Origin of the sequence: Peribacillus sp. V2I11, from assembly GCF_030817135.1 — a bacterium.
GTDB lineage: Bacteria > Bacillota > Bacilli > Bacillales > DSM-1321 > Peribacillus > Peribacillus simplex.
The window spans coordinates 4,907,295-4,933,420 of the sequence record NZ_JAUSYW010000001.1; the positions used below are offsets into that span (position 1 = coordinate 4,907,295).

The 26,126-nt window shown below is 39.1% G+C and carries 20 protein-coding genes; 16 read left to right on the top strand and 4 right to left on the bottom strand.

The features are described 5' to 3' along the window. Position 1: 1 nt before the first annotated feature. The 4 genes from QFZ73_RS24020 (at position 2) to ltrA (ending at position 4,371) form a co-directional block, all read left to right on the top strand. A complete protein-coding gene (locus QFZ73_RS24020) occupies positions 2-1,489 on the top strand; it encodes a tagaturonate reductase (protein ID WP_307271549.1) in 1,488 nt (495 codons plus the stop codon). Between the two features lie 321 nt (positions 1,490-1,810). Next, positions 1,811-2,515: a TerC family protein gene (locus tag QFZ73_RS24025; protein ID WP_251433746.1), complete on the top strand. Its 705-nt coding sequence runs from the start codon at positions 1,811-1,813 to the stop codon at positions 2,513-2,515. 394 nt (positions 2,516-2,909) lie between these two features. Next, complete coding sequence (locus QFZ73_RS24030) at positions 2,910-3,065, top strand: hypothetical protein (protein ID WP_307263198.1); 156 nt, start codon at positions 2,910-2,912, stop codon at positions 3,063-3,065. A 43-nt stretch (positions 3,066-3,108) separates the two neighbouring features. Next, positions 3,109-4,371 (top strand): group II intron reverse transcriptase/maturase, encoded by a 1,263-nt coding sequence (gene ltrA / locus QFZ73_RS24035; protein ID WP_307267670.1) that lies wholly within the window; start codon positions 3,109-3,111, stop codon positions 4,369-4,371. A 232-nt stretch (positions 4,372-4,603) separates the two neighbouring features. Here ltrA and QFZ73_RS24040 read toward each other — a convergent pair whose 3' ends face one another. Then, positions 4,604-6,085 carry an aldehyde dehydrogenase family protein gene (locus QFZ73_RS24040; RefSeq protein ID WP_307271553.1) on the bottom strand — a complete coding sequence of 494 codons (1,482 nt, stop codon included), beginning with the start codon at positions 6,083-6,085 and terminating at the stop codon, positions 4,604-4,606. A 519-nt stretch (positions 6,086-6,604) separates the two neighbouring features. On the opposite strand from QFZ73_RS24040, the gene QFZ73_RS24045 reads away from it, so the two are divergent. The 10 genes from QFZ73_RS24045 (at position 6,605) to QFZ73_RS24090 (ending at position 21,388) form a co-directional block, all read left to right on the top strand. Next, positions 6,605-8,437 (top strand): sigma-54-dependent Fis family transcriptional regulator, encoded by a 1,833-nt coding sequence (locus QFZ73_RS24045; RefSeq protein ID WP_251433740.1) that lies wholly within the window; start codon positions 6,605-6,607, stop codon positions 8,435-8,437. 249 nt (positions 8,438-8,686) lie between these two features. After that, positions 8,687-9,817, top strand: a complete 1,131-nt coding sequence (locus QFZ73_RS24050) for a histidine kinase N-terminal domain-containing protein (RefSeq protein ID WP_307271559.1) — start codon at positions 8,687-8,689, stop codon at positions 9,815-9,817. Positions 9,818-10,643: 826 nt separating this feature from the next. Next, on the top strand, positions 10,644-12,062 hold the full coding sequence (locus QFZ73_RS24055) for an amino acid permease (protein WP_307273027.1): 1,419 nt from the start codon (positions 10,644-10,646) through the stop codon (positions 12,060-12,062). 645 nt (positions 12,063-12,707) lie between these two features. Beyond that, positions 12,708-13,463: a hypothetical protein gene (locus QFZ73_RS24060; protein ID WP_307271562.1), complete on the top strand. Its 756-nt coding sequence runs from the start codon at positions 12,708-12,710 to the stop codon at positions 13,461-13,463. A 271-nt stretch (positions 13,464-13,734) separates the two neighbouring features. After that, positions 13,735-14,730: a cation diffusion facilitator family transporter gene (locus QFZ73_RS24065; RefSeq protein WP_251433732.1), complete on the top strand. Its 996-nt coding sequence runs from the start codon at positions 13,735-13,737 to the stop codon at positions 14,728-14,730. A 176-nt stretch (positions 14,731-14,906) separates the two neighbouring features. After that, positions 14,907-15,650 (top strand): Cof-type HAD-IIB family hydrolase, encoded by a 744-nt coding sequence (locus QFZ73_RS24070; RefSeq protein WP_251433728.1) that lies wholly within the window; start codon positions 14,907-14,909, stop codon positions 15,648-15,650. A gap of 171 nt (positions 15,651-15,821) precedes the next feature. Then, on the top strand, positions 15,822-16,820 hold the full coding sequence (locus QFZ73_RS24075) for an NAD(P)H-dependent flavin oxidoreductase (RefSeq protein WP_251433726.1): 999 nt from the start codon (positions 15,822-15,824) through the stop codon (positions 16,818-16,820). Between the two features lie 338 nt (positions 16,821-17,158). After that, positions 17,159-18,523, top strand: a complete 1,365-nt coding sequence (locus QFZ73_RS24080) for an IS1182 family transposase (protein ID WP_307271573.1) — start codon at positions 17,159-17,161, stop codon at positions 18,521-18,523. Between the two features lie 485 nt (positions 18,524-19,008). Further along, positions 19,009-19,794 carry a YhgE/Pip family protein gene (locus tag QFZ73_RS24085; protein ID WP_307271578.1) on the top strand — a complete coding sequence of 262 codons (786 nt, stop codon included), beginning with the start codon at positions 19,009-19,011 and terminating at the stop codon, positions 19,792-19,794. Beyond that, positions 19,706-21,388, top strand: a complete 1,683-nt coding sequence (locus tag QFZ73_RS24090) for a YhgE/Pip domain-containing protein (protein ID WP_307271582.1) — start codon at positions 19,706-19,708, stop codon at positions 21,386-21,388. The genes QFZ73_RS24085 and QFZ73_RS24090 overlap by 89 nt, the downstream gene beginning before the upstream one ends. Positions 21,389-21,594: 206 nt before the next feature. Here QFZ73_RS24090 and QFZ73_RS24095 read toward each other — a convergent pair whose 3' ends face one another. The 3 genes from QFZ73_RS24095 to QFZ73_RS24105 form a co-directional block, all read right to left on the bottom strand. Beyond that, a complete protein-coding gene (locus QFZ73_RS24095) occupies positions 21,595-22,194 on the bottom strand; it encodes an exonuclease domain-containing protein (RefSeq protein WP_307271585.1) in 600 nt (199 codons plus the stop codon). A 315-nt stretch (positions 22,195-22,509) separates the two neighbouring features. Then, positions 22,510-23,256 carry a helix-turn-helix domain-containing protein gene (locus QFZ73_RS24100; RefSeq protein WP_307273032.1) on the bottom strand — a complete coding sequence of 249 codons (747 nt, stop codon included), beginning with the start codon at positions 23,254-23,256 and terminating at the stop codon, positions 22,510-22,512. A 338-nt stretch (positions 23,257-23,594) separates the two neighbouring features. Next, entirely contained in the window at positions 23,595-24,221 is a 627-nt protein-coding gene (locus QFZ73_RS24105) for a CAP domain-containing protein (RefSeq protein ID WP_307271588.1), read from the bottom strand. Positions 24,222-24,756: 535 nt separating this feature from the next. Between QFZ73_RS24105 and QFZ73_RS24110 the strand changes: the two genes are divergently transcribed. Further along, positions 24,757-25,335: a GNAT family N-acetyltransferase gene (locus QFZ73_RS24110; protein WP_251438132.1), complete on the top strand. Its 579-nt coding sequence runs from the start codon at positions 24,757-24,759 to the stop codon at positions 25,333-25,335. Positions 25,336-25,489: 154 nt separating this feature from the next. After that, the gene (locus tag QFZ73_RS24115; RefSeq protein WP_251438131.1) at positions 25,490-25,924 is read left to right on the top strand and encodes a DMT family transporter; all 435 of its coding nucleotides are present in this window, start codon (positions 25,490-25,492) and stop codon (positions 25,922-25,924) included. Positions 25,925-26,126 lie beyond the last annotated feature (202 nt).

The following is a 26,126-nucleotide window of genomic DNA, read 5'->3' on the forward strand; positions in this document are numbered from 1 at the left end:
CATGAACTTTAATAAAAGCCAACTGAAGGGTCTGAGTAAAGATACAAAAGCTGTGAAATATTCACATATGATGGATTTTCCCATAAAAGTATTGCAGATTGGGGAAGGGAATTTTCTTCGGGGCTTCTTTGATTGGATGATTTATGAATGTAATAAACAAGGCCATTTCATGGGAAGTATTGCAGTTACCCAGCCTCGCCCCGCCGGAAAAGGGAAAATAGAGGAAGTAAAGCGGCAAGATGGACTGTATACATTAATGTTACGCGGTTTTCACCAAGGGGAGAAAGTGAAACATACAGAGATCATTTCCGTTTTTTCGAAGGTAATTGATCCATATGAAGAATGGATGGAATTTTTAGCCCTATCAGAAAATCCTGAATTGGAATTTGTAGTTTCCAACACGACTGAAGCAGGGCTCAAATACCAACCGACTCCTTTGGAAGAAGGAAAGCCGATTGAATCTTTTCCAGGAAAACTGACTGCATTTTTGTATCATCGTTATCTGCATTTCAACGGAGATTCGAAAAAAGGACTGACCATGCTTCCATGTGAGCTTTTAGAGAGAAATGGTGATTCATTGAAGCAATGTGTTCTTAAGCATGGCGGGGATTGGGATTTACCAAAGCCATTCATGGAGTGGGTGGACCGGGACAACCTATTCCTAAACTCGCTTGTAGACCGTATCGTTACAGGATTCCCAGCTAATGAGGCGGAAAAGCTATTTGCATCATTTGGATATTCGGATACTCTGCTAAATACGGCAGAACCCTACCATTTATGGGCTATTGAAGGTGATCCTTCTATTGATGAACGTCTTCCCTTACAACAATCCGGATTAAATGTGCGTTGGGTAAAAGATTTAACACCTTATCAAATGAGGAAGGTTCGGATTCTTAATGGTTCACATACCTTGCTGGCTCCTTTAGGCATTTTATCTGGATTGGAAGAAGTAAAACAGGCAATAGATCAACCGGAATTCAACCAATTTCTGAGCAATGCCATCGAAAAGGAAATAATTCCTTCATTACCTTTTGATCAAAATGAGATGATGCTATATGGGGAAAGTGTTCTTGAGCGATTTAAGAATCCATTTGTACATCACCTCCTGGCCGATATTTCGCTGAATAGTATTTCAAAGTTTAAGGTTCGTCTCCTGCCCACCTTGGAGGAATATCATAGGGCGAGAGGCAGGCTGCCCGACTGTATCGTCCGAGGTTTTTCGGGGCTGATCCGATTTTATAAGGTTAACGAAATGAAGGGGAGTTATATTGGTAAAAGCTTTTCGGGTAAAGTCTATGTCGTCAAAGACGATATAAAGACAATTGAATTTTTTAGGGAACAATGGCTTCGTTATGAGAGGGGAGAAATCCCGCTTAGACAATTGATAGAGGCCACCTTAAGTAATCAATATCTATGGGGGAAGGATTTGAGCGATATCCCGAACCTTGGAAACGAATTATGCCGATATCTAGAAGGGATGATTGACTGAAATTATCCGTTGAAAGGATTTGGGCAAGGTTAAGTTCATGAATTTCCTTCCTATCTTTTATTTTTTTCTTTATTTTATTTTTATTTTTGGTATACTGAATTAGTGATATTTTTTCTTGGTAGTTTCCTATGGAAAGATATTAAAAGAATTACATATTCTTTATTCCCGTAAAGGGGAGTAGCGTCAGGGATAACCTGAAATAAAGTCGTCATTACGTGGGAATTCCACCGGCTTTATTGGCCTAATTCATTTAGTGCTTAGCGAGACCTTTGCCATTTATGGCAGAGGTCTCTTTATTTTTGTAAAAGGGAGGAAATTGTGTTGGATTTTTTAACAGGTGAATTTATTTCAGGACTTTTAGCGATCATTATGATAGATTTGGTTCTAGCCGGTGATAATGCGATCCTTATTGGATTGGCTGCAAGAAAGCTTCCAAAAGAACAGCAAAAAAAGGTAATAATATGGGGAGCGGTCGGGGCAATTGTGATAAGGATCATCGCAACGCTGCTGGTTGTTTGGCTATTAGAGGTGCCTGGGCTGCATTTAATAGGGGGATTACTTCTTGTATGGATTGCTTATAAGCTCCTTATCGAAGAAGAGGAACATGATTTGAAGCCTGCAGACTCAATGTGGGCTGCTATAAAAACCATTATTATTGCAGATGCTTTGATGGGATTGGATAACGTACTAGCGGTCGCAGGTGCATCTCATGGTAACTTCACTTTAGTTGTGATCGGTTTACTTGTATCTATCCCAGTAGTGATGTATGGAAGCACTTTGATCCTGAAACTGATAGAACGTTTCCCAGTCATCATAATAATTGGTGCGGGAATACTAGGCTGGACAGCTGCTAAAATGATCGTAGCTGAACCTTTCATGCACGACTATTTTGCAAATCCCTTCATTAAGTATGGATTTGAAGCGATAGTGGTGATTGGAATCCTGGTTGCTGGGACTTCAAGGCAGAAAAATATAGAAAAAGAAAAAGCAAACAGAGAAAAAATGCAAATCGAACGTAATGGATAATGGATACAAAGAGACCTTTCGAAAATGAAAGGTCTCTTCTTTTGTGCGCCCGGCATGGGTGCAATCTATAGGGTGAAAGTCCCGAACCATGAAGGCAGTAGTAGTGGTTAGCTTAATGCAAGGGTGTCCACGGTGACGTGGAATCTGAAGGAAGCAAGCGGCAAACCTCCGGTCTGAGGAACACGAACTTCATATAAGGCTAGGTATCATTGGATGAGTTTGCGAAACAAAACAAAGTCCTTACTGCCGAAGGTGGTACAGAGTAAATGAAGCAGATAGATGGAGGGAAAGATTGCACTCTTACCCGGGGAGGTCTGATGACAGCCAAGTACACTTGGTAACCTGTCCAGTGATGGACAGCTGAATCATCAGAAGTCAGCAGAGGTCATAGTACTTGTCTACTCGAGAAGATAAGGAAGGACCGAACAGATTAAGGAGGATGAATACTAGGCGTTCGTTATCTGCAAAGAAGCAAACAATTCCTAACGGAACTTATTTGAAGGAAGAAGTGGTGAATACACGGGGAACTTCAAAAGGGTGGAGCAGATAAAGGCACAAATAGACCATTTATCCACGTAGAAAGGATATCAACGATGTTAATGGAACAGATACTAGAGAGGGAAAACTTAATACAGGCATTGAAGCGTGTAGAAAGAAATAAGGGAAGCCATGGTGTAGATGGAATGCCGGTTCAAAACCTGAGACCGCACCTCGTAACCGAATGGTACAACATGAAAACTGCCCTTTTACAGGGTACCTATCAACCGCAGCCCGTCCGTCGTATCGAAATCCCGAAACCAAACGGCGGAGTTCGGCTATTGGGTATTCCAACCGTTCTAGACCGTTTCATTCAACAAGCCATTGCCCAAATATTGACCAAGATATATGACTCAACCTTTTCGGAGAATAGCTATGGATTTCGCCCTAACAAACAGGGGCACCAGGCGGTTCGAAAGGCAAAGTCCTATATAACCGAAGGTTATACATGGGTAGTGGATATGGACTTGGAGAAGTTCTTCGATAAAGTGAATCATGACAAGCTCATGGGAATGTTAGAGCGGAAAATTGAAGATAAACGAGTTCTCAAACTGATTCGTAAATTCCTTCAAGCAGGCATTATGATAGGCGGACTTTTTCATAAAAGTGAGGAGGGAACTCCGCAAGGAGGTCCGTTAAGTCCTTTATTATCTAATATCATGTTAGACGAGTTAGATAAAGAACTAGAGAAACGCAATCTTCGATTCGTAAGGTATGCGGATGATAGTACTATCTTTGTGAAGACACGAAAAGCCGCCAAACGTGCAATGGGAAATATCTCAAGTTTCATTGAAAATAAACTGAAGCTAAAGGTCAACTACGAGAAGTCGAAGTATGATCGCCCTTGGAACAGAACGTTTCTCGGTTTTAGTTTCACGAAGTCAAAGAAGAACCCGAAGGTTCTACTGGCTAAACAAACGGTGAAGAGAGTAAAGAAACGAATCAGGGAAATGACCTCGAGAAAATTACCGATACCCATGAAACTCCGAATAAATAAGTTAAAGCAATACCTTAGAGGTTGGATGGGGTATTTCGCCCTCATTGATACTCCGAACGTATTGAAGAATTTAGATTCATGGATTCGAAGAAGACTCAGGATGTGTCTATGGAAGCAATGGAAATTGCCAAGAACGAGGGTGAGGAAACTCAAAGGATTAGGCGTCCCATTTGGAAAAGCCTATGAATGGGGAAATAGCAGAAAGGGTTATTGGCGCATAGCGCATAGTCCTATTCTAGACAAAACCCTTAATAATGTTTATTGGCTCCATCATGGGTTAGTAAATCTATATGAACGATATACAAAACTACGTCAGACTTAAACTGAACCGCCGTATACCGAACGGTATGTACGGTGGTGTGAGAGGTCGGAGGCTAGGCGCCTCCTCCTACTCGATTGTTTAAGCCCGAATGATATAAGTTACAAAACAAGAAAAGGGTGTACCAAAGTCCGCACTTTGGTACACCTTTTTGCAAATATTTAAGGAAACGGTAACATGCATTTCAATCACGATACCTGAGCCAAATGATCATATGGAGCGTTCACTCTTTTATTTAGTTTAAGTTAATCCATACACTTTTGACTTCCGTATAATTATCCAAAGCATAACTGCCCATTTCCCGTCCGATTCCACTTTGTTTATAACCGCCAAATGGTGAAGCTGCATCGAAGGCGTTATAACAGTTTACCCAAACTGTACCTGCCTTTAATTCATTAGCCATATAATGGGCTTTTTTTACATCTTGTGTCCATAAACCAGCAGCCAATCCATATTCAGAGTTATTTGCACGGTTTATCACATCATCCAAATCGTCAAATGGCATGGCAGCTACAACAGGACCGAAGATTTCTTCTTTAGCGATCGTCATTTCATCTTCAACGCCTGCAAATATTGTAGGTGCTACAAAATAACCTTCTCCTTGTCCGTAATTGCCCCCGGTAACCACTTCGGCTCCTTCAGACTTTCCTTTTTCAATATAACTGCCCACCCTTTCCAATTGTTCACTGGATACCAAAGGCCCTATCTGGGTAGATGGATCAAGACCGGCCCCTTGTTTAATGTTTTTTGCATGGGACACTAAGTCAGCTACCACGTTGTCATAGGATTTCTTTTGAATGTACAGGCGGGAACCGGCACAGCAAACTTGTCCTTGATTAAACATGATGCCCATTAAAGCACCAGGAATGGCTTTACTCATATCTGCATCCGGTAGAATGATATTAGGTGATTTTCCGCCTAATTCCAACGAGATTTTTTTCACGGTTCCCGAAGCTTGGCGCATGATCATTTTCCCTACTGAGGTTGAACCGGTAAAGGCAATTTTATCGACATCTGGATGGTCTACAAGCGGTGACCCTGCTGTTTCACCAAATCCAGGTATGACATTGAGAACGCCAGGAGGAAAACCTGCTTCAAGCGCCAATTGACCTAAATATAATGCTGAAAGCGGCGTTTGCTCCGCTGGCTTTAAAACAATCGTACATCCGGTTGCTAGGGCTGCGCCTAATTTCCATGCGGCCATAAGTAGAGGGAAATTCCAAGGGATGATCTGCCCTACCACTCCAACTGCTTCATGGCGGGTATAGTTGAAGTAATTCCCAGCAACAGGTATTGTTTGTCCTACTATCTTAGTGGTCCATCCAGCATAATAACGGAAATGATCGATTGCAAGGGGGACATCGGCATTAGTGGTTTCGCCAATTGGCTTGCCATTATCCAGGGTATCCAATTGTGCTAACGCCTCTTTATGTTCCTCCATGAGGTCCGCTAATTTATAAATGAGGCGACTGCGTTCAGATGCACTCATTTTTTTCCAAGGACCGTTGTCGAAAGCCTTACGGGCTGCTTTGACTGCTTTATCTACATCTTCCGGACCAGCTTCACTCACAACTGCTAACACCTTGCCGTTTGAAGGATCGAGAGTCTCAAAGGTTTTTCCTGAAGCAGCTTCCACCAATTCCCCATTAATCAAAAGTTTTTTGGTGCCCTTCAAGAATTCTTGCACTCGTGGATTTAGTTTAATAGTTTGTTCCATGTTTAATACCCCTTTTCATTTGGATTTTAAGTTCGATCATAAAATATGTTGAGACAATGGCTTTCCTCTAAGTAAATGATCAGGTATAAGCTTATGTTTTCGATACATTTCTCTTTAGCTGATTTGCAGCATGTCTGAATATCTTTGAAATCTGGATTACTTGATTTCGTTCCCCCCTTATCAAATAGGAATCAATTTCTCGACATGTAATTATGCAAGACTTGTGCCAATAATAAAAAACCAATGAAACCAGTTAAAGAAGATGATAGAGGGATATCGGATGGTGCCGTACTGTTCCAATTTGGAACAGGCAGGTGTTCCAATTTGGAACAAAAAAGTTTATTAGTTCGTATAAGGCTGTTTTCATTTTGGTGAATATCTGAATTTTCTGTTATAATTAAATTGAATGAACGAACCCTAAATGCTCTGAAACTTTGGATTGCTTAGAGTTTCATTGATGAAATTGAATAAAAAACAGTGGCCATTTTACTGGATTATACATACGGGGAGGATTATTCAATGTCTGTTAATATTAGTGCGGATAAAGGAACCATACCGGCATTTATTCAAGAATCATGGCAGCGGTGCATTTCGAAGGGGCTTCAGCCAAGCATGATGGATAAGGAAGATATGCTTGGTGCATATGAGTTGGCCGAATACCACGATCGATATGCAGAACTCCTGTACCATTCTTCCCCCATATTAGAAGAAGTTTATCGCTCGATTAATGGTTTGGAGTCCATATTATTACTTGCTGCTCCTGAAGGATATATCATCGAAACAGTTGGGGATCCAGCTTTCATTCGCCATGCAGATAATGTTTCCCTGAGAAAAGGGGCCAATTGGCTAGAGGAATCAAAAGGAACAAATGCAATAGGAACTGCCATAGTAGAAAAAAACCCTGTATTGATCCATGGCAGTCAACACTTTCATCAGGATAACCATTTCCTTACTTGTGCCGCGTCGCCCATTTATCACCCCGATGGGCATCTGCTTGGTGTTTTGAACTTAAGCAGCCATCAACAGAATTATCATCCTTTTTCCATTAGTTTAGTTCAGAGGGTGGCTGATAGCATCAAACAAGCACTATTATTGTCCCATACACAAAAAAGGGAGAAAAACCTTTATTTTATTTATGATTCATACCCTGATCCGTTAATAACCCTTGATAAAGAGGGGAAAGTTACAGATCTCAATTTAGCGGCGTCGCATATTATAGGCACATTGAAAAAACCGGTATCGAATATAATATCAGGAACAGACCCACTTGTTTTAGAACAGAAGGTTTCAATTAAAGACCAGGAATTCTTGGTTCAAACCCTCGGCAATAATATAGAACATCAATCCTCCGTGATCGTACAGTTAAAAAAACAAAAATTGATTGATGGCTTAACAACTAATCGTTATCAATTTACAGATATAATAAGTAATGATCCGCGAATGGATCAAACCATATCCATTGCTAAAAGAGCTGCAGCGCTTGATATTAGCCTACTAATCACTGGAGAAAGCGGAACTGGAAAAGAACTGTTCGCTCAATCCATTCATGGGGTTAGCTTAAGAAGTGATAAGCCATTCATCGCCATCAATTGCAGCGCAATTCCCGAAAACTTATTGGAAAGTGAGTTATTTGGGTATGAAAAGGGTGCCTTTACTGGCGCAAAAAGCGGCGGGCATAAGGGGAAGTTCGAAGCTGCAGATGGCGGAACCCTGTTTTTGGATGAAATCGGGGATATGCCGCTTCAAGCTCAAGCGACTCTGCTCCGTGTGCTTCAGGAACGATGTGTGACCCGTGTCGGCGGACATGCTACCATTCCCATCGATGTAAGGGTCATTGCCGCCACCAACAAAGACTTACAAAAAGAAATTGAAGCTGGAGAATTCCGTGCAGATCTGTTTTTCCGCCTTTGTGGATTATCTTTAAAACTTCCAAATCTAAGGAGTCGTAAAGATTTATTGCTATTAGCAGAATCCATTTTAGCGGATTTACCTTATAAGAGCGAACATACCGAACTAACTGACGAAGCTAAAACATTCATTTTGGAATATTCGTGGCCAGGAAATTTCCGTGAATTACAAAACGTGCTCGGTCAGGCTGCATTCCTGGCTGATAATGGCCCGATTAGAAGGGACTTGCTTGTGGCACTTTGTCCTGTTCCTTCCGTTACACATGAGGAAGGGGCAAATGCCGATCGAGAACCTAGAAACTTTCAAGAACAAGAAACCCAACTTATCAGAAATGCATTGGAACGAACAAATGGAAATATCAGTAACGCCGCAAAACAACTCGACATCGGCCGAAATACGCTTTATAGAAAAATGAAAAAATATGGAATCAACTTTCAAAAGTAAGAGATTCTTAGTATAAAAAACACGAACGATAATTTACCTTTTTATGAAAATATCAGATTCCCGACCTGATTTGGTCGGTTCTTTGTTATCGCTAGTAACTATGTGCGGACCAGCATACCTTGTCTCCTTATAAGCTACATTTCACCTTAAAAAACAATAAATAATGAAGTGCAAGAAATCAAAATCTCATATAGAATGATGTTATTGATATAGTATCTAAAATTCCGCAAGGGATGTGTGGTCAATAGTATGAAGTTGTCATCTGAACATAAGAAGTATAAACAAGTATTGATTCAATATTTGGAAGAAAATGAATCTGCGTTTTTAAATGAATGGAACGAGACTATTAAGATCAATGAAATAGATCCCTACAAAGAAAAGATTAAAGAAAATGGTTATGGGATGTACTCTCTGGTCATCCAAACGTTCAAGGAGGTATTGTCTGATGTTGTACTGATAAAATTGGCTTACCAGGTTGCAAAAGAACGTCTTGAAGCAAATATAAACATTGGGGATTTTCTATATAATATCAATTTGGGGAGAAATATCATAATCAGAAATGTTTTTGGGGCCAATATCCCAATTTATTATATGCAGAAATTCATTAATGACATCAACTTGCACTTTGATACGTTCAGCTACCATGCAGTAACGAGATATACGAATCTTACAAATGAAGTGATTGAGGAAAAAAAGTCTTATATTAGTGAAAACCACAAAGATAAATTAGCGGTACTGGGTCAGATATCATCAAGCTTTGTACATGAGTTTCGAAACCCTCTTACAGCTATCATGGGGTTCAATAAATTACTGAAGAGGGAGAACCCGAGCTTGAAATATTTGGATATCATTGATTATGAGTTAAATCAGTTGAATTTCAGGATAACCCAATTCCTCCATACCTCTAAATCTGATTTTAATGAGGAACAAAGAGAGGAAATTTCCGTGTTAAAGTTAATTGAGGAAATACAAGAACTGACTTATGCAAATATTGTGGATGCCAGCGTTAATGTGGAAATAGATATTTATCCAAACTTTGTCATGACAGCGAGTAAGGATGGGTTAAAACAAGTGTTCTTGAATCTTTTTATAAATTCCATTGATGCCTTAAAGGATAAGGAACATCCTAGAATCTTGAGGATAAACTCTATAATTGAGGCGAATGAAAGAATAATTCGAATTTCAAATAATGGACCGGCCATTGCCAGTGAATTGATCGAATCTATTTTTGAGCCCTTTGTCACAACGAAGGAGTTAGGAACGGGAATTGGATTATACGTATGTAAAAAGATCATTGAAAGTAATGATGGATATATGAATTGTGTCTCCAATGAAAATTCAACCACATTCAGCATCCATTTCCCCAAAGTTCAGAACTGAATATATAAGGGGTTAATACATATCATATAGTGACTTTACATACAGCATTATATACATATCGATATTTTTCGACGCTTGTACATAGATCTTTGATTAATAGCGGAAGGGCATTCCGGGTCTGCCGGTATTTTGCATAAAAATCATTCTCAGTGAAAATAAATCTAATTGGAAGATGCGAAGAAATCATAATTTGGATTTTAGCATCTTCTTTTTTATCCCTGTTATTTTCAGTATATATATGTGTGTCGAAATTTTATAAGAAAACAATTAAATAGTCATTTTTTAATTCGATTGTGAATCAAAATGGGTCAATAATTAATATGTGAATCAAAAATTGAATTTTCGATTCAATATCGAATCTTTTTAAATTCATAAAAGCGTTAAACACCACTAAAATAACTATTCTTTTTTTGGCATGGATATTGCTTTTATTTATATATGTATAACATTTTTAGTGAGAGAGGGTGCTTTTATAAAAAAGGAGAGTGAGGAAGGAATAATAGAGCTGGGTAACTATATTTTTACATAAAAGGCCTTCACTCAACAAAAAGCAAAAAGTGCAAAATCAACCAGAACATTGTACTTTCCGTGTATTTCGTTGAGGGGCTGATGGTAGTAAAAAGGGAGTATAAAAAGAAAGCGGATACAGTTAAAAGAGTATATGCTGTGCAATATACATATATCGATTGTGAATTTGGCCTCATTAAAACTAATGATGAAACGGGATAAGACTGTAACATTTTTTTGAATGAAAGATTTCTACTAGGGTACCCATGAGCAGTGGTTTATTGCTTACAAAACGGTAAATAGACAGTTTTAAAGGATGGTGACAATAGTGGCACTTCAAACAAATGAATTGAAACATGGTCTCAAGACCAGGCATGTCACAATGATTTCTATTGGCGGGGTAATTGGGGCAGGACTATTTATCGGAAGCGGAACAATAATAGATTCAGCAGGACCTGGTGCTATTTTATCGTATATAATCGCAGGATTGATGATCGTGCTTATAATGCGCATGCTAGGTGAAATGGCTGTGGTAAATCCTGATAGCGGATCCTTTTCAACATATGCGCATCAAGCATTTGGTCCCTGGGCCGGATACACGATCGGCTGGTTATACTGGTTCAACTGGGTGATCATCATTGCTATTGAAACTACGTTATTGGGTACTATGATTCATGATTGGTTTCCTGGTATACCTATGTGGGCAGCTAGTCTATCTTTCCCTATATTAATGACGATTACGAATATCTATTCAGTCAAAGCTTATGGGGAATTTGAATACTGGCTGGCTTTCATGAAAGTGGCTGCCATTGTGATATTCCTCTTCTTGGGTGCCGCCATGATTTTTGGATTTGTTCCGGGATTTGATTCACCAGGCCTTTCAAACATTACTGGGGATGGAGGATTTTTACCAAAAGGTTTTCTGCCTGTCCTCCTTAGTGTGATATTCATTACTTTCTCTTTATCGGGAAGTGAGGTAGCTGCCATTGCTGCAGGAGAGTCTGAAAACCCTGAAAAAAATATTATTAGAGCCATAAACAGTGTTGTATGGCGTCTCCTTCTTTTCTTTGTTGGTTCCGTGACCGTGTTGGTTCTCGTAATCCCCCAGGGGGCTGAAGATTTACTAAAAACCCCCTATGCCAGCGTATTTGACATGGCAGGCCTGCCGGCAGCGGGTCAAATCATGAATATCGTAATCTTCACTTCATTGCTTTCTGTTTTGAATTCAGGCCTATATACAAGCTCGCGTATGTTATATTCTTTATCAAAAAAAGGTGATGCACCGAAAATCCTTTCCCGTGTGAATAAGCGGGGAATCCCGATTTGGGCGTTAATGGCAAGTGTTTTCTTTGCTTATGTGTGCACGACATTTAAATTTGTTTCTCCTGATAAATTGTTTGCTTTTCTCGCAAACAGCTCTGGAGGAGTCACTATGATCATGTATATCTTTATCGCCTTTTCTCATCTATATTTACGGAAAAAGACGGAAAAAGAAAATCCCGGGACACTCAAAGTGAAAATGTGGCTATTCCCTTATTTAACCTACGCGACTATTGCCGTATTATTTATTATATTCGTTGCTCAGGCGTTTATTGATTCCATGAGATTGCAATTCTTTCTTACAACCATTCTCACGATTCTAGTAATTGGGTCATACTTTTTGTTTTATCATAAGAAAAAGGTAATAACTCCTGAACAAGAGGCAAAACTAAAAAAAATTCACGTTAAGGAAGGGTAACGGATGTAGTCGATTTTGTGCAATTATAGAAAGAAAAGATTGACTATTCTAATAAAATGCTTCCCTTCAAACAACCGTTTTTAGCAAAAGGATATTGTGGAAAACAGAACAAGGGCTACGGCTATATTGACCCGAAGAGAAAATGAAAAGATCGATCAAACCTTCTTTAAAGCAAAATCCAGCCAGCACATGTATTCCAAAAGTCTTTTTGAAGATGGGGAGACTACTGCTTTCCGCTCCAGCCTTTAGTTTGTAGACAAAAGGGGTTCGGAATTTTCAAATTCCGAACCCCTTTTGAAATTCCCATTGAATTTTGGACGAGGTTATGAAAAAGCTGCAACTAAAGAGGTTCTATCTAAATTTTAAAACAAAGTTGATTGGAACAGAAGGTGCGAGACTCCTGCGGGAAAAGCGAGTACCTGGAGCAGAAATCAACGTTCGAGTTTTTACAAACGTCTACAGTTTGGGCTGCTCTTAGTGGGCAGCTTTTTTCTGGTTCCAAAAATGACCGCATTATTTTAATGGGGGGAATTTAAGCTTGTTCGAAATTGTGAGTGCTATCAACCCATTATGATACTCATTCATTTGCAACTTTGAAATCCTTTGCTAGAATATAATCTATAGAAAAGATTAGGAGTGGTGACTGTGGCTGAAACTCCAGCTGAAGATTTGATTCATTATATTGCACCAAAAGGAGAGTATATCCCTTTTTTAGATGATACGGACTATATCGCTAAAGGATTGGAATGGAAATTATTCACTGCCCGATCGGTAAAAAGAGAACTATTATATAAAAGCGGCAGTTTACAAGCAAAAGTCAAATTGGCAGGTTATGAACAATATGGAAATGGTCTTGACACTGTAGTCGTTGAATTTGAAAATGGTAAGCTTAGTTGCATTCACCCTTCCTATTTAAAGGAAATGCAAAGCTCCAGTTTCGGAAAAGAATTGTTGAGTGGACCGGTTTCCGAAGCATCTGCAGATCCAAGTGAAACTGAGCAGGTGATGGAAGCACCAATTACGGAAAACTCCGATCAGCTAAGCGAAGAACCAATAAAAGCAAAAACCAAAACTAAAAAGACAGCAAAACCTAAGTTGGACTTACCTGGGGAAAAAGTGCATTTCACTGCAACCGTCAAGGAGTTCACGGCGAAAATGAACCATTTCACTGGTGAAGAAGATGAAGTCATACTCTTGGAGAATGTCAAAGTGACAACGGATCCTGAGTTGACTATCGGCGATGCTTGGTGTGGTTATAGCAAGACTTTAAAAAAAGCTGAACTCGAAGAAGGGGACGCAATCGAATTTGATGGAAAAGTGGTCGACAAAAAATACAATAAAGAAATACGGTATAAAGTAAATAATCCTTCTAAGTTAGTGAAAAAGGAGATGGAAGCTTAAACGCAGAAGTTCTTGAATGAAAGGGAGTAAGCCACCGCTTACTCCCTTTGTTTGTTGCATTAATCAGTCTTTCTCAAGAAATGAATGCCCATTGTGAACATATTAGAATAGATGAGTCCATTCCTGGAATATATTCGTTTGTGGGTGATACAACTTATAACCATTCTCCAATCGTATAGTTAAGGGTTTCGCTTTTGTGGTTTCATATATTCCTGTGTTGGGGATAATACATTATGATAATGGATTTATAAAAAGATTAGGGGGGGTTCATATGAAAGAATTATTTCGGTTATTAAAACAAGGTAATAAATCCGCGTTCATTGCTGCCTGTGTGAATAGTATCATCGCTGTGCTAAAGGGGATTGCTTATTTCATGACAGGGAATGTCGCTATGTTTGCTGAAACTTTACATACTCTGGGCGATGCTGCGAATCAGTTTTTCGTCTTCATTGGTTCCGCACTAAGTAAAAAGTCACCAACTGATCGATTCCCTGATGGTTTTGGACGTTTGGTTAACCTCGTATTATTAGGGGCAGTATTGGTTGTCGGGATCATGTCTTATGAAACGATTAAAGAAGGGTTCCATCACATTTTGCACCCTGCGGAATCAACTGGTATCCTTATTAACTTGTCCGTCCTTTCGTTAGCGGTTGTGTTGGAATCATATGTATTATTTAAAGCAATGAAAGAAGTGGTGCATGAGACTGGAATCGAAGCTAAAGGAGCAGCCGTCATATTTAAGAGCTTCTCTGGTTTAAAAAGAGCAAAACCAGCGACGAAATTAGTATTCATGGAAGATATGGTAGCAACAGGTGGTGGGGTACTTGCGATAATTGCCATTTTATTAGCAAACTTCACGCCCTTCATCCAAGCGGAAGGAGTTGCTTCCGTCATGATCGGTCTCGGTATGTTCTATGTGGTTGGAAGGGTTTTTCTTGATAATGCTGCAGGTGCTCTTGGGGAAGCCGATATTGAAATGCGACAAAAAATTGGAACTATGGTCATGGATGATCCAGACGTAAGGGATATACAGAAACTGGCCGTAATAAAAGAAGGGGAAGACTTTCATGTGGAACTTGAAGTTGAACTTGATCCCCATATTTCAATCGCCCAGGCGGATGACATCAAAAATCGGCTGTTTAATGAGATATTCAAGGAAAGAGGAGTAACGGATGTCATTATAGAATTTGATGAAAATGATGGTGTTCCAAAATGGGAAGGTCAGATAAATAAAGAATTGAATGAAATGAAAAAAGGCAGGGAGTAGAAGATGTTTAGAATGGCAGAATACAAAGTGTCCGGATAAGGATATTTGGTTGAGTATAAAAAGCATGACACTAATGGTAATGCCTGTTCAATATTTCACGTACTTTTCTTCCGTATGCATTATAAGCTATCATGGACTTAGTTACATAAAGAAGGATTATGGAAGGGTGAATAAGAATGAAGAAACAAGATATTAAGCTAGTTGCACTTGATATGGATGGCACTCTGCTCAATAAGTCTGGAGAGATATCTGAAGAAAATCGGAGAGCGATAAAAGAAGCCGAAGATCAAGGGATTTTTGTTGTATTGAGCACAGGAAGATCCTTTGCGACATGCAGTGATTTTGCAAAGTCAATGGAACTCCAATCATACCTCATTACGGTAAACGGAAGCGAAATATACGATAATCAAGGAAAACTGGTGGAAAGGAATATCGTCGATAGTGAGTCCATACAATGGATGTGGGAATTAAGCCAAAAACATGGTACACATTTTTGGGCAATTAGTTGCGATAATATTTACAGGGCTGAAATGCCTGAAAAAATCCATGATTCGCAATGGCTTAAATTCGGATTTGATACAAATGATGATGAGGTCCGCCAAATCATCATGGATGAACTGGTATCAAAAGGAAACTTTGAAATAAGCAATTCAAGCCCAACGAATATTGAAGTGAATGCCATGGGGGTCAATAAAGCGAAAGCGATAAAGCTAGTATGTTCATTGCTCGATATTACTATGGAGAATGTTATGGCAGTAGGTGACAGCCTTAACGACCTTGCAATGATTTCTGATGCAAAAGTGGGTGTGGCAATGGGAAACGCCCAAGAAATTGTGAAAGATAAAGCAGATTGGGTTACAGCAACAAACGAAGAAGATGGTGTGGCTAAGGCCATTCGTGAATGGGCGCTTTCAAATTGAATCGACACTGTATATGGGACGTAATCCATATACAGTTTTTTCGTTGAGCTGGCGCTTCATGACAAAGAGATTCTGCCGTTGAATTAATTTCTTGAAAATTGTGTATTTTAGAAGTATGATAATCTAGTAGTGTTATATTTTGGTAATATATTAAAAATGGGAGGTTTCAAGATGACAAGAAGTTTGCCTGAACAGTGGTGGAATCAATTATCTTTACCAGTTATCTCAGCACCTATGTTTTTAATATCCGGTCCTGAGTTAGTGAAAGAATGCTGTTTGAATGGGGTGATCGGTTCTTTTCCAGCGCCGAATGCGCGGCCGATAGAGGTACTGGATGAATGGATGGGTGACATAAACGACACATTGATTGCAGCAAAAGCTAAAGAACCAGGCTCAAAGATTGCTCCATGGGCAATGAATATGGTTGTCCACCGTACATATAGCCGTCTTGAAGAAGAGTTGGAATTGGTCAAAAAGCATCAGCCTCCCATCGTCATTACATCATTAGGTTCACCAAAACATGTGGTGGATGTCGTACATAGCTATGGCGGCTTGGTCTTTTCTGATGTCAGCTCTGTGGATTTTGCAAAAAAAGCTGCGGAGTCAGGTGTGGACGGATTGATCTTGGTTGCTGCGGGAGCCGGTGGACATGCTGGTGAGATAAATAGTTTTGCTTTCGTGGATAGCGTAAGGACATTCTGGGACGGAATCATTTTGCTTGCCGGATCCATCAGTACTGGTCACAGTATCTTGGCCGCTCAGGCTGCAGGAGCTGATCTTGCATATATGGGTACACGTTTTATCGTGGCAAAAGAGAGCAGGGCAAAAGATGAATATCGTGAAATGCTTGTCGATTCAAATCATGATGACATCATCTTGACTGATGCATTTTCAGGAGTTAATTGTAATATGCTTAAACCGAGCATCAGAAAGGAAGGCATGGACCCAGAACAATTAGCTAAAAAAGATAAAGTCGATTTTGACAGCATGTCCAAATCATCTGATTCTAAAGCGTGGCGTGATATTTGGTCAGCGGGTCATGGTGTAGGGGCGATTAAAAAAATAGATACCGCTTCCGGCATCATTAAACAATTAGAAAAAGAGTATCAGGAATCCTTAAAGAAATTGACCGGGCAGGCGGAAAAATTAAAGGGCATTATATCAAAATGATATGTAAGCGCTTCATTTAATTATATGAATATAGCTAATTAAAAGGGTATCCATTATGGATACCTCAGACTGTAGACAAACTCGATGAAAATCGAGTTTGTCTATTTTTATGGCTTGTACAATTTGTACGTTGATTTCCACTCCAGGCACTCGCTTTCCGCGGGCGGTCGGGGAGCCTCCTCGGCTTTCGCCTGCGGGGTCTCCCCTAGACGCGCTTTTCCCGCAGGAGTCTCGTACCTTCCGTTCCAATCAACTTTGTCTTACCTTTTAGATAGAACACTTTTGCCTGGAGTCATTTTTGTTTTAAAATAGAAGTATTAAAACTTGAGGTGATGAGGATGCTTTCTAAACATGATTCTATTCAGCGAGATCAACTTGAAATGATTACTTTAGATCAACTGGTGCCACCGAACCATTTGGTTCGTAAAATGGAGGCTGCCATTGACTTCACTTTCATTTATGACTTGGTGAAAGATATGTATTCAGAGGTAGGACGCCCAAGTATTGATCCAGTTATTTTAGTTAAACTGACTTTCATTCAATATACCTTCGGTATTCGTTCCATGCGTAAAACGATTGAAGAAGTTGAAACCAATATGGCTTACCGTTGGTTCTTAGGCTATGGTTTCCATGATAAAGTACCTCATTTCTCTACGTTCGGGAAAAATTATGAGCGACGCTTTAAAGATACAGACCTATTTGAACAGATTTTCTATCGCATTTTAATGACAGCTGCTAATAAAAAGTTAATAAGTGCTGAACACGTTTTCGTGGATTCCACACATGTGAAAGCCAGTGCGAATAAACGGAAATTTGAAAAGAAAATCGTTCGTAAAGAAACACGAGCGTATCAAGGACGTCTTCAAGAAGAAATCAATCAAGATCGTGAAAACCATGGAAAAAAGCCTTTTCCACCAGATAAATTTGAGAAAGAAGAGACCAAAGAGATTAAAGAAAGTACAACGGATTCTGAGAGTGGCTACTATGTGAAAGATGAACGAACAAAACAGTTTGCCTATTCATTCCACGCGGCCGCAGACCGCAACGGTTTTGTATTGGGAACGATTGTAACACCTGGTAATACACATGACAGTCATATTTTGGAGCCACTAGTTGAACAAGTGATTGAGAAAGTTGGAAAACCGGAAGCCGTTGCCGTAGATGCAGCTTATAAAACACCAGCGATTACAAGCTACCTATTTAACAAAGAAATCATACCGGCTTTAGCTTATACACGTCCTCGCACCAAAGAAGGATTTTTCCACAAACAGGACTATGTATACGATGAACATTTTGATTGTTACCTTTGCCCTTCGGGCGAAACTTTAAAGTACTCAACAACAAATAAAGAGGGCTATCGCGAGTACAAATCGCCAAAACAAATTTGTACAACATGCTCATTTTTATCTCGGTGTACAGAAAGCAAAGACTGTCAAAAAGTAGTGACACGGCATATCTGGCAAACACATGTGGAAGAAGCAGATCATCTGCGTCATCATCAAGATGTAAAACCTATATATGCAAAACGTAAAGAAACGATTGAGCGTGTATTCGCAGATGCAAAAGAAAAGCATGGTATGCGTTGGACTACTTTAAGGGGACTTAAAAAATTGTCGATGCAGGCGATGCTTACTTTCGCTGCCATTAATTTAAAGAAGATGGCCAATTGGACATGGCGGAGGTCCAAAAATGGCCTAACATAGTGGGCTCGTAGAGCCCCAATCTCTTAACTTTAGGCGAAAATTCAAAGGGAATTTCAAAAGGGGTTCAGAATTTTTTAATTCCGAACCCCTTTTGTCTACAAACTGGGGTATCCATTATGGATACCTTTTTTGCCATGTAATATCAGAGGTAATTTTATCAGCTGATGATTAGGTCTAAATCAGCTAAAAAACCAATCCAAATAGGTTATAAAGAGTAAAATAGTAAATACAGGATGTTAGACAGTGAAAAAATATTGATAATAAGATGGATAAATGTTATATTATTTTCGTGATAATGACCGAATGAACAATATGGTCATTAGTTATTATTTGTTTAAAAAGTAATATATATTAAAGGTTTAAGATAAAGGATTTTAAATATATATTGCAGAAGCAAATGACTTAAATATGTATTCTTCAATCCGATTTTCACCGAGATAGATTAAATAAACGGCATATTCGTCGTATAGGAGGGCTTGGTAGGCGTGTTAAAATCTTTAAAGGGTGAATTTTTAGCCATAATAAAACATCCTATGATACTCATTTCCATAATAGGGATCATACTTATTCCCTTATTATACAGCGGCACTTTTCTGTGGGCATTTTGGGATCCATATGGTAAGGTGGACCAATTGCCTGTTGCCATTGTCAATATGGATGAGGGTGCGGAGTTCAATGAATCGGAACTTACAATAGGAAAGGATTTAGTCAAAGAGTTAAAGGAAAAGAAGGATTTCGATTGGCATTTCGTCAGTCAAAAAGAAGCCAATGAAGGCCTGGAAAATCAAGATTATTACATGAAAATAGAAATCCCGAAAAACTTTTCGAAAAATGCAACGACCCTCCAGGAGGACAATCCGGAAAAACTTGATTTAATTTATACGTCCAATGAGGGGTTCAACTATATATCCACAAAAATAGGTGATGCAGCTTCGGAGAGAATCAAAGGGGAAGTTTCGTCTGCCGTTACGAAAACCTATGCGGAGTCAATGTTCGATAATTTGAACGAAGTGGCTGACGGACTCAAAAGTGCCAGTGATGGAGCTGGTGAATTGCAAAATGGAACAGATACAGTGAAGAACGGATCAAGTGAACTTGGTGAAGGGATTAACTCAGCTAAAGAAGGTTCCAAAAAAGTGGATGAAGGAATTGATTCCCTCCATTCAGGTTCTGTTGAAATCCATGAAAACCTGGAAAAATTCCTTTTCGAATGGGGTCGGTTCGGCAGCTGCAGGATCAAAAGAACTCAATCAAGGGTTACAACAGTTTAGCTCTGGTGTTGGACAAATGAAAGATGGGCAATCCGAGCTTTTGCAAGGAGCCAAGAAGTCTGAAGCGGGAACTGGTGAATTGGCCTCTGGACTGCAACAGTCATTAGAGGGCTTCAATCAAATAGAAGAAAAGCTGCCCGCTTTGACAGAAGGAGCAAATGGTGTAGCTACTGGTGCTGCCCAGCTTTCAGGTTCATTGTCTGAATGGAGCGCAGCATCGAACGAAGCAAAATCGGGGGCATCTGAAGTTTCGGAAGGTTTGGATGAGGTTATTTCCGGATTGAAACAACAATTTGAAGCTACGGATAATCCTGCAGAGAAAGCGCGATTGGAGGGAGTGATTTCTTCTCTAACCCGCATCAGTGAAGGTAGTAAAGGAGTATCTGAAGGAGTAGGGAAACTATCGGCCAGTGCAAGCGAAATTGCTAAAGGCTCAAATAGCCTTAGTGATGGAGCTAATCAGTTAGGTGAAGGTACAAGTGCATTAAGCGGCGGTTTCACTCAATTGAAGCAAGCTCAGGATAAACTCGCCAATGGGGCGAATGAACTGAAAAATGGTCAAGGTCAATTGGTGTCTGGTTTGACAACATTTGGCGATAGTATAGATTCAGCACAGAGTGGGCTAGGACAGTTAACCGAAGGCAGCAATAACTTGGTAAGCGGGCTTGATCAGCTTGAAGATGGCTCCAAGCAATTATCAAGTGGAACCTCACAGCTTTCCGAAGGTTCGAAAGGTCTGGTTACAGGAACGGATAAGTTGAAAGAAGGTTCATCCAGCCTTACTAACGGTATGGGAGAACTGGCGAATGGAGCCATTAAGTTACAAGATGGAATCGCCAAACTTTCAGATGGATCTGCAGAATTACATGACGAATTGAATGATGGGGCAAACGAAGCAGGCAAGATAAAATCCAATGAAGAAGTATATGACATGTTTGCAAGCCCAGTTCAAGTGGATAAATTACCAATTAATAATGTACCGAACTATGGTACTAGTTTTGCGCCGTATTTAATTTCATTAAGTTTATTTATCGGGGCTATCGTTCTGACGATCATTTTCCCGTTAAGAGATCCTGCTGTTAAACCTGCGAGTGGATTTAGCTGGTTTATCAGTAAATACAGCGTCATGGCACTTATAGGAATCTGTCAAGCCATATTGGTGGACTCGATTTTAATTTTAGGTCTTGGAATCAATGTTACGAGCCTGCCGCTATTTTTTGCAGTAAGCATTCTTGCTAGCTGTACATTCATGGCAATCATTCAGTTCCTGGGTTCGGCCTTTGACAATCCTGGCCGGTTCATAGCATTATTGATTTTAATTCTTCAACTGACCAGCAGTGGCGGAACATTCCTAAATGAATTGGTTCCTGGCATCCTGCAAGGATTCACACCGTTCTTACCGATGACTTATTCTATTAATGCTTTTCGTGCAGTCATCTCAACAGGAGATTATAGCTTCATGTGGCATAATCTTGGCATATTGGCCATATTCCTCGTTGCAGCATTAATATTATCACTTCTTTACTTTATTTATCGGTATAAGAAATTGAACGGCGCATTAAATGAAAAACAGGAAGGTGCAACTGTACAATGATCAAAAACAGCGACCCGTCATGGGTCGCTGTTTTTTGATGAATATCAGTTAATGAGTGAAATGCAGGAAAATAAAAGTGCCCCTAAAATAACCCATCGTAAAGATATGTATTCCTGTTCTCATGGAATAGTAATTTGCGATAAAACGGTTTGTTTGTGACAAAACTTTGGTGCAGACTGAACATGGAAGTTAAATTATTGAATCATCTATACCCTTGTCTTTTGAGAAGCAGGTGCATATTTCTTCATCGGATTTTTAGCAATGACATCCTTTAAATAAGGATGACCAGAAGGTCCTGGTTTTCTCATAAGTTCCATTAGGTAAGATATATCGTCCATAGCCCTGTGTGTTTGAAAATTGGTGATATTATGTGCCTGCAGTAATGTTAAGAGTTTACTATTCTCAAATCCGTATTGCTTCCAAGGTACATTCCGCATCGTACAGAACCACTTTTGATCATTGATTTCCGGATACATTTGGTAGAGAAAACTTCTATCGAAAGAAGCATTATGTGCGAAAATCGAATCGGTACGGGTAATGAAGGATTTAATTTTTTCATCGTGAAAACTTTTTCCTTCGACGGAGCTGTATGGAATTCCATGAATTCTGTATGCTTGATCATAATTCCTTCTTGCTCCATAGGAGAGAGGCTCCCTTAAAAATGACTCCTGATCAATAAGATTAATAATTTCCCCTGTTTCACTGCTGTATGTAAAGAGTATAAGGGCAAGCTCGATAATTTCATCTGAAGAGGGACGTAAACCAGTTGTTTCTACGTCAAGCACTAAACCTAATCTATTAGACAATTTTTTTTCCTCCAGTTGGGTTACATTCTTCTATTATAGCTGACATAGAATAACTATTGAAAGTGTAATGATTGTTTTATAGTATCATTTTTAACGTGAAAAAGATTAAGCATTCCTGAAAAATGATTGGTAAGAGCAAGGGTGAACTAACGATGCTAAAAAAAAGATAGAGTATTGCGTTTTTCAAAGCAATCTCTATCTTTTTTTATCCATTGAAGTTCACAAGCATTGCAAAATGCTTTCCAATTCATGTTCGGCAATTTGTACGGATTCTTCGTTTATTTGAAGACTGAAAATGTTCTTGGATTGCTTTATTTAGTGCAGTCCTTCTTCAGGCTGTTGAAGATGAACCAGATTCTTACCAGTTAAAAGATGGAGTTCCGCATATAAATATAATGATTCTATCGAATTACAAATGTTGATCCCTTTAAGGGTATAATTTAAAGATTCCTGATAATAATTAAGTTCAGTCAATGTTTGTGCTAATCCATGAATGATCTTTATGATAATGGTACCTTCTTGATTCAAATGGGGAATATTCTCGATAAATTCCAGTGCTTCATTGAAGATGGTGATGGCCTCTTCATAATTCTTCGTTTTAAAATGGATGATTCCGATAGTATTTAATACTTCTATCTCCTGTTGATGAAGAATGACTCGTATACCCATGGTAATCTGAATGGCCTCATTCAATAATTCTATAGCCTTTTGTTTGTCATTGTACAAATAAAAAAAAGAGATACATTCATGCCATTTCAAGAATTGATAAAATGATATCGATTTTTCCGGTGCCGTTGCCATTTCTTTTTGGACGGTTTCATAAATTGCTTCATAATTACGTGTGCGTTTGTATTTGTTAATCAAAAGTTTAATGGTTTCTATGTAATTATAAATCGGTTCATTTTTGGTAGTGAAGAAATACGGCAGGTCAACTTTAAGTTTATCCGCAAAAAGTGCCAATTCATCAATGGTTGGAGAAGTGATGCTTCTTTCATAATCTGACAGGGCATTAGGTTCACATATATCCTTAGCCAGTTCTTCTCTTGTAAGATTTTGTTTTATTCATAATTCGTTGAAAACAGAGCCAACCTTTATTTTCATTACAATTGTCCCTTTGTACCTATGTCTAGAATTCTATTTTAACATAATTTTATTTTTATCAGTAAGATAATTGGAAGTAGTATGATATAACTACTTTACGTGTTTTCCTTGCGTATCCATCCAACAAAAAATAATTTATTGATGCGATCAAACTGCAAGACGTCTTTTCTATATAGGTGAGAAAGGTCCCTGCATATTTTTCTTGGTGTCTATAGTCAACGGATAATAGCAAGCTTTTAGATTTGGAATTGAAGATAAGGATAAAAAAGGGAGGCGGCAATCTGCCGCCTCTAACGTTTTTAATTTCCAATGAATTGCTGGGTCCAATAGTGGGTGTATTTCCCTCCTGTCACATGCCCAATTCCAATATGCGTATAGTTCTTGTTGAGGATATTGGCCTTATGTCCGGGGCTGTTCATCCATGATTTCATGACAGCATCCGCACTAGGTTGACCTGCTGCGATATTTTCCCCTGCGTACTCGTAGCTGATCCCAAAGGATTTCATCATATCGAAAGGCGATCCATAACTTGGGCTTGTATGATTGAAATAATTATTATCACGCATATCCTCAGATTTCAGAATTGCTACGTTGGAAATGTCTGAATCCATTTCAAGTGAAGGGAGGCCGGATTTTGAACGTTCTTCGTTCACTAAACTAAGGACCTGCTGTTCAACTGATTGACTTTCTTCGCGATTAACTGTGTGGTTGGATGTGGGAAGATTTATGATTTGTCCGATTCGAATTTGATTTGCATCGTTTATGGCAGGGTTCGTTTTAAGTAATTCGTCAATGCTGACCTCATATTCAGAAGCGATTTTCGTTAAGGTATCTCCTTGTGCCACCTCGTAAGTATTGGCTCCCAGAGCAACTTTTGGAGATAATAGGGATAGCGACAGTGCTGATAAAAGGATGATTTTCTTCATTTTTATTCCTCCTAGTAGAATATCTGGATTGGAAGTATAGTATGCTATAAAAATAGTTTTATGTAAAATTGGCTCTTTAACATTCTTTGTTGCTATGGGAAAAAGGTATCTAATGGGAAAAGAATAATAAGGGTCCATATAACCCTGGAAGTGTTAATGGTAAACCAAAATCATAGGGCTTTTTGGTAGATCGGAAAAATTATATCATGCAGAAAAAGAATCATTTTACGATTGATGACTATGTTGTCAGGGTTGAATAATAAGGTCATCCAAAATGATAAGTGGTTATATGGAACGGAGTAAAAAATATCATCCTATTCGTTTTTTTATTATTGTTATGGCGGAAACGGACGCCCTAAAGTGCCATTATTTTACAAATCATTAGGTATTTGATTACAAAGGGTGGACATGAGGACTCGGCATTTTATGTTAAGGAAAGGAATTTTTCAAAAAGTATTTTCCATTAAGACAGGTATCTCTTCTTCATGAATAGAATAAAGTAGACAGCTGAATGAATATACGGAGGGATTCTTCGATGTGGTTTAAGGAATTGGAAACAGAAAGGCTGCGTTTAATCGAAATAGGTCACCATCATGCTGAGAGTCTGTTTGAAATCCTCTCTAAAGATGAAGTGACCAAATATGATGGGATAGAAAGTTTAACTCGAGTTGAAGATGCCCGCCGCTTAATCGACTCGTTTAAAAGTGCTTACATAAACAAGCGTGGGATGCGGTGGGGAGTCATTTTAAAGGATTCAGGCAAATTCATCGGGACCGTTGGCTTGAATCAATTGAGCCTTGCCAACAAACGCGCCGAAATAGGGTATGAAATCCATCCTGAATATTGGAGGAAACACTTTACCTCTGAAGCTGTCAACGAAGTATTGCGCTATTGCTTTGAAGAATTGAGACTAAACAGAATCGCCGCTTTAACTTTCAAGGATAATATTGCATCCAGAAACCTATTGAAGAAATTTGGTTTTAAAGAGGAAGGCAGTCTCCGAAGTTACCTATTTCTTCGTGAACAATCGCATGATGCCCTGGTATTTTCCTTGTTAAGCTCAGAGTATTGCCAGTTACGGCAACAAAGTGTTCAGGAATCAAATAGATTCTAGCAGCTGGCCGATAGTGCCAGTTTTTTATTTGTAGAATATCTCTCCCGTTAGGAACATTTTATAACAATAACGGACAATATACATATTTTTCATGTTAAAATGGAATGCGGATTCATTAATCAGTCCGATGGACATAAAAAGGAGCAAAATCATTGTGAAAATACTATTTCCGTTGCTTGCGGTCCTAGGCGGCATCACCATTGCCATACAAGGACAAATCAATGGTGGATTAGGGAAAAAAGTGGGGGTCATTGAAGCTTCTTTCATTTCGTTTGGAATCGGGACACTCGCTTTATTATTTATTGTTTTGTTTGCGGGAAATGGAAATATTTCTGCTGTCGCGTCTGTACCAAAATGGCAATTGATAGGTGGACTATTAGGGGCAATTTATGTCATTGTGATAATATTGGTCGTCCCTCAGATTGGAGTGGCACCAGCATTGGTCGGGGTTATCGCAGGGCAGATACTGATTGGGGCAATCATTGACCATTTCGGTTTATTTGGAGGCGTACGCATCCCATTGGATACGAAAAAGGTGGCAGGCATTTGCTTACTTTTCGTGTCATTATATTTATTTAATCATAAATGATGAAGGGTCATCTTTCATTGAATCGACGGATACATAATGGTGAAAAACTGATGGAATATTTCTATTCCCATATAGTTATTATCCATTATTTGGAATGCGTTTAAGCAGAACTCAATAATTTATTGAGGGAATGCATTATTCTACTAAAGTTTATTATTTACTTGGGAATGGTTTGCTAGGAAAGTCGTCTTAGCAAACAACC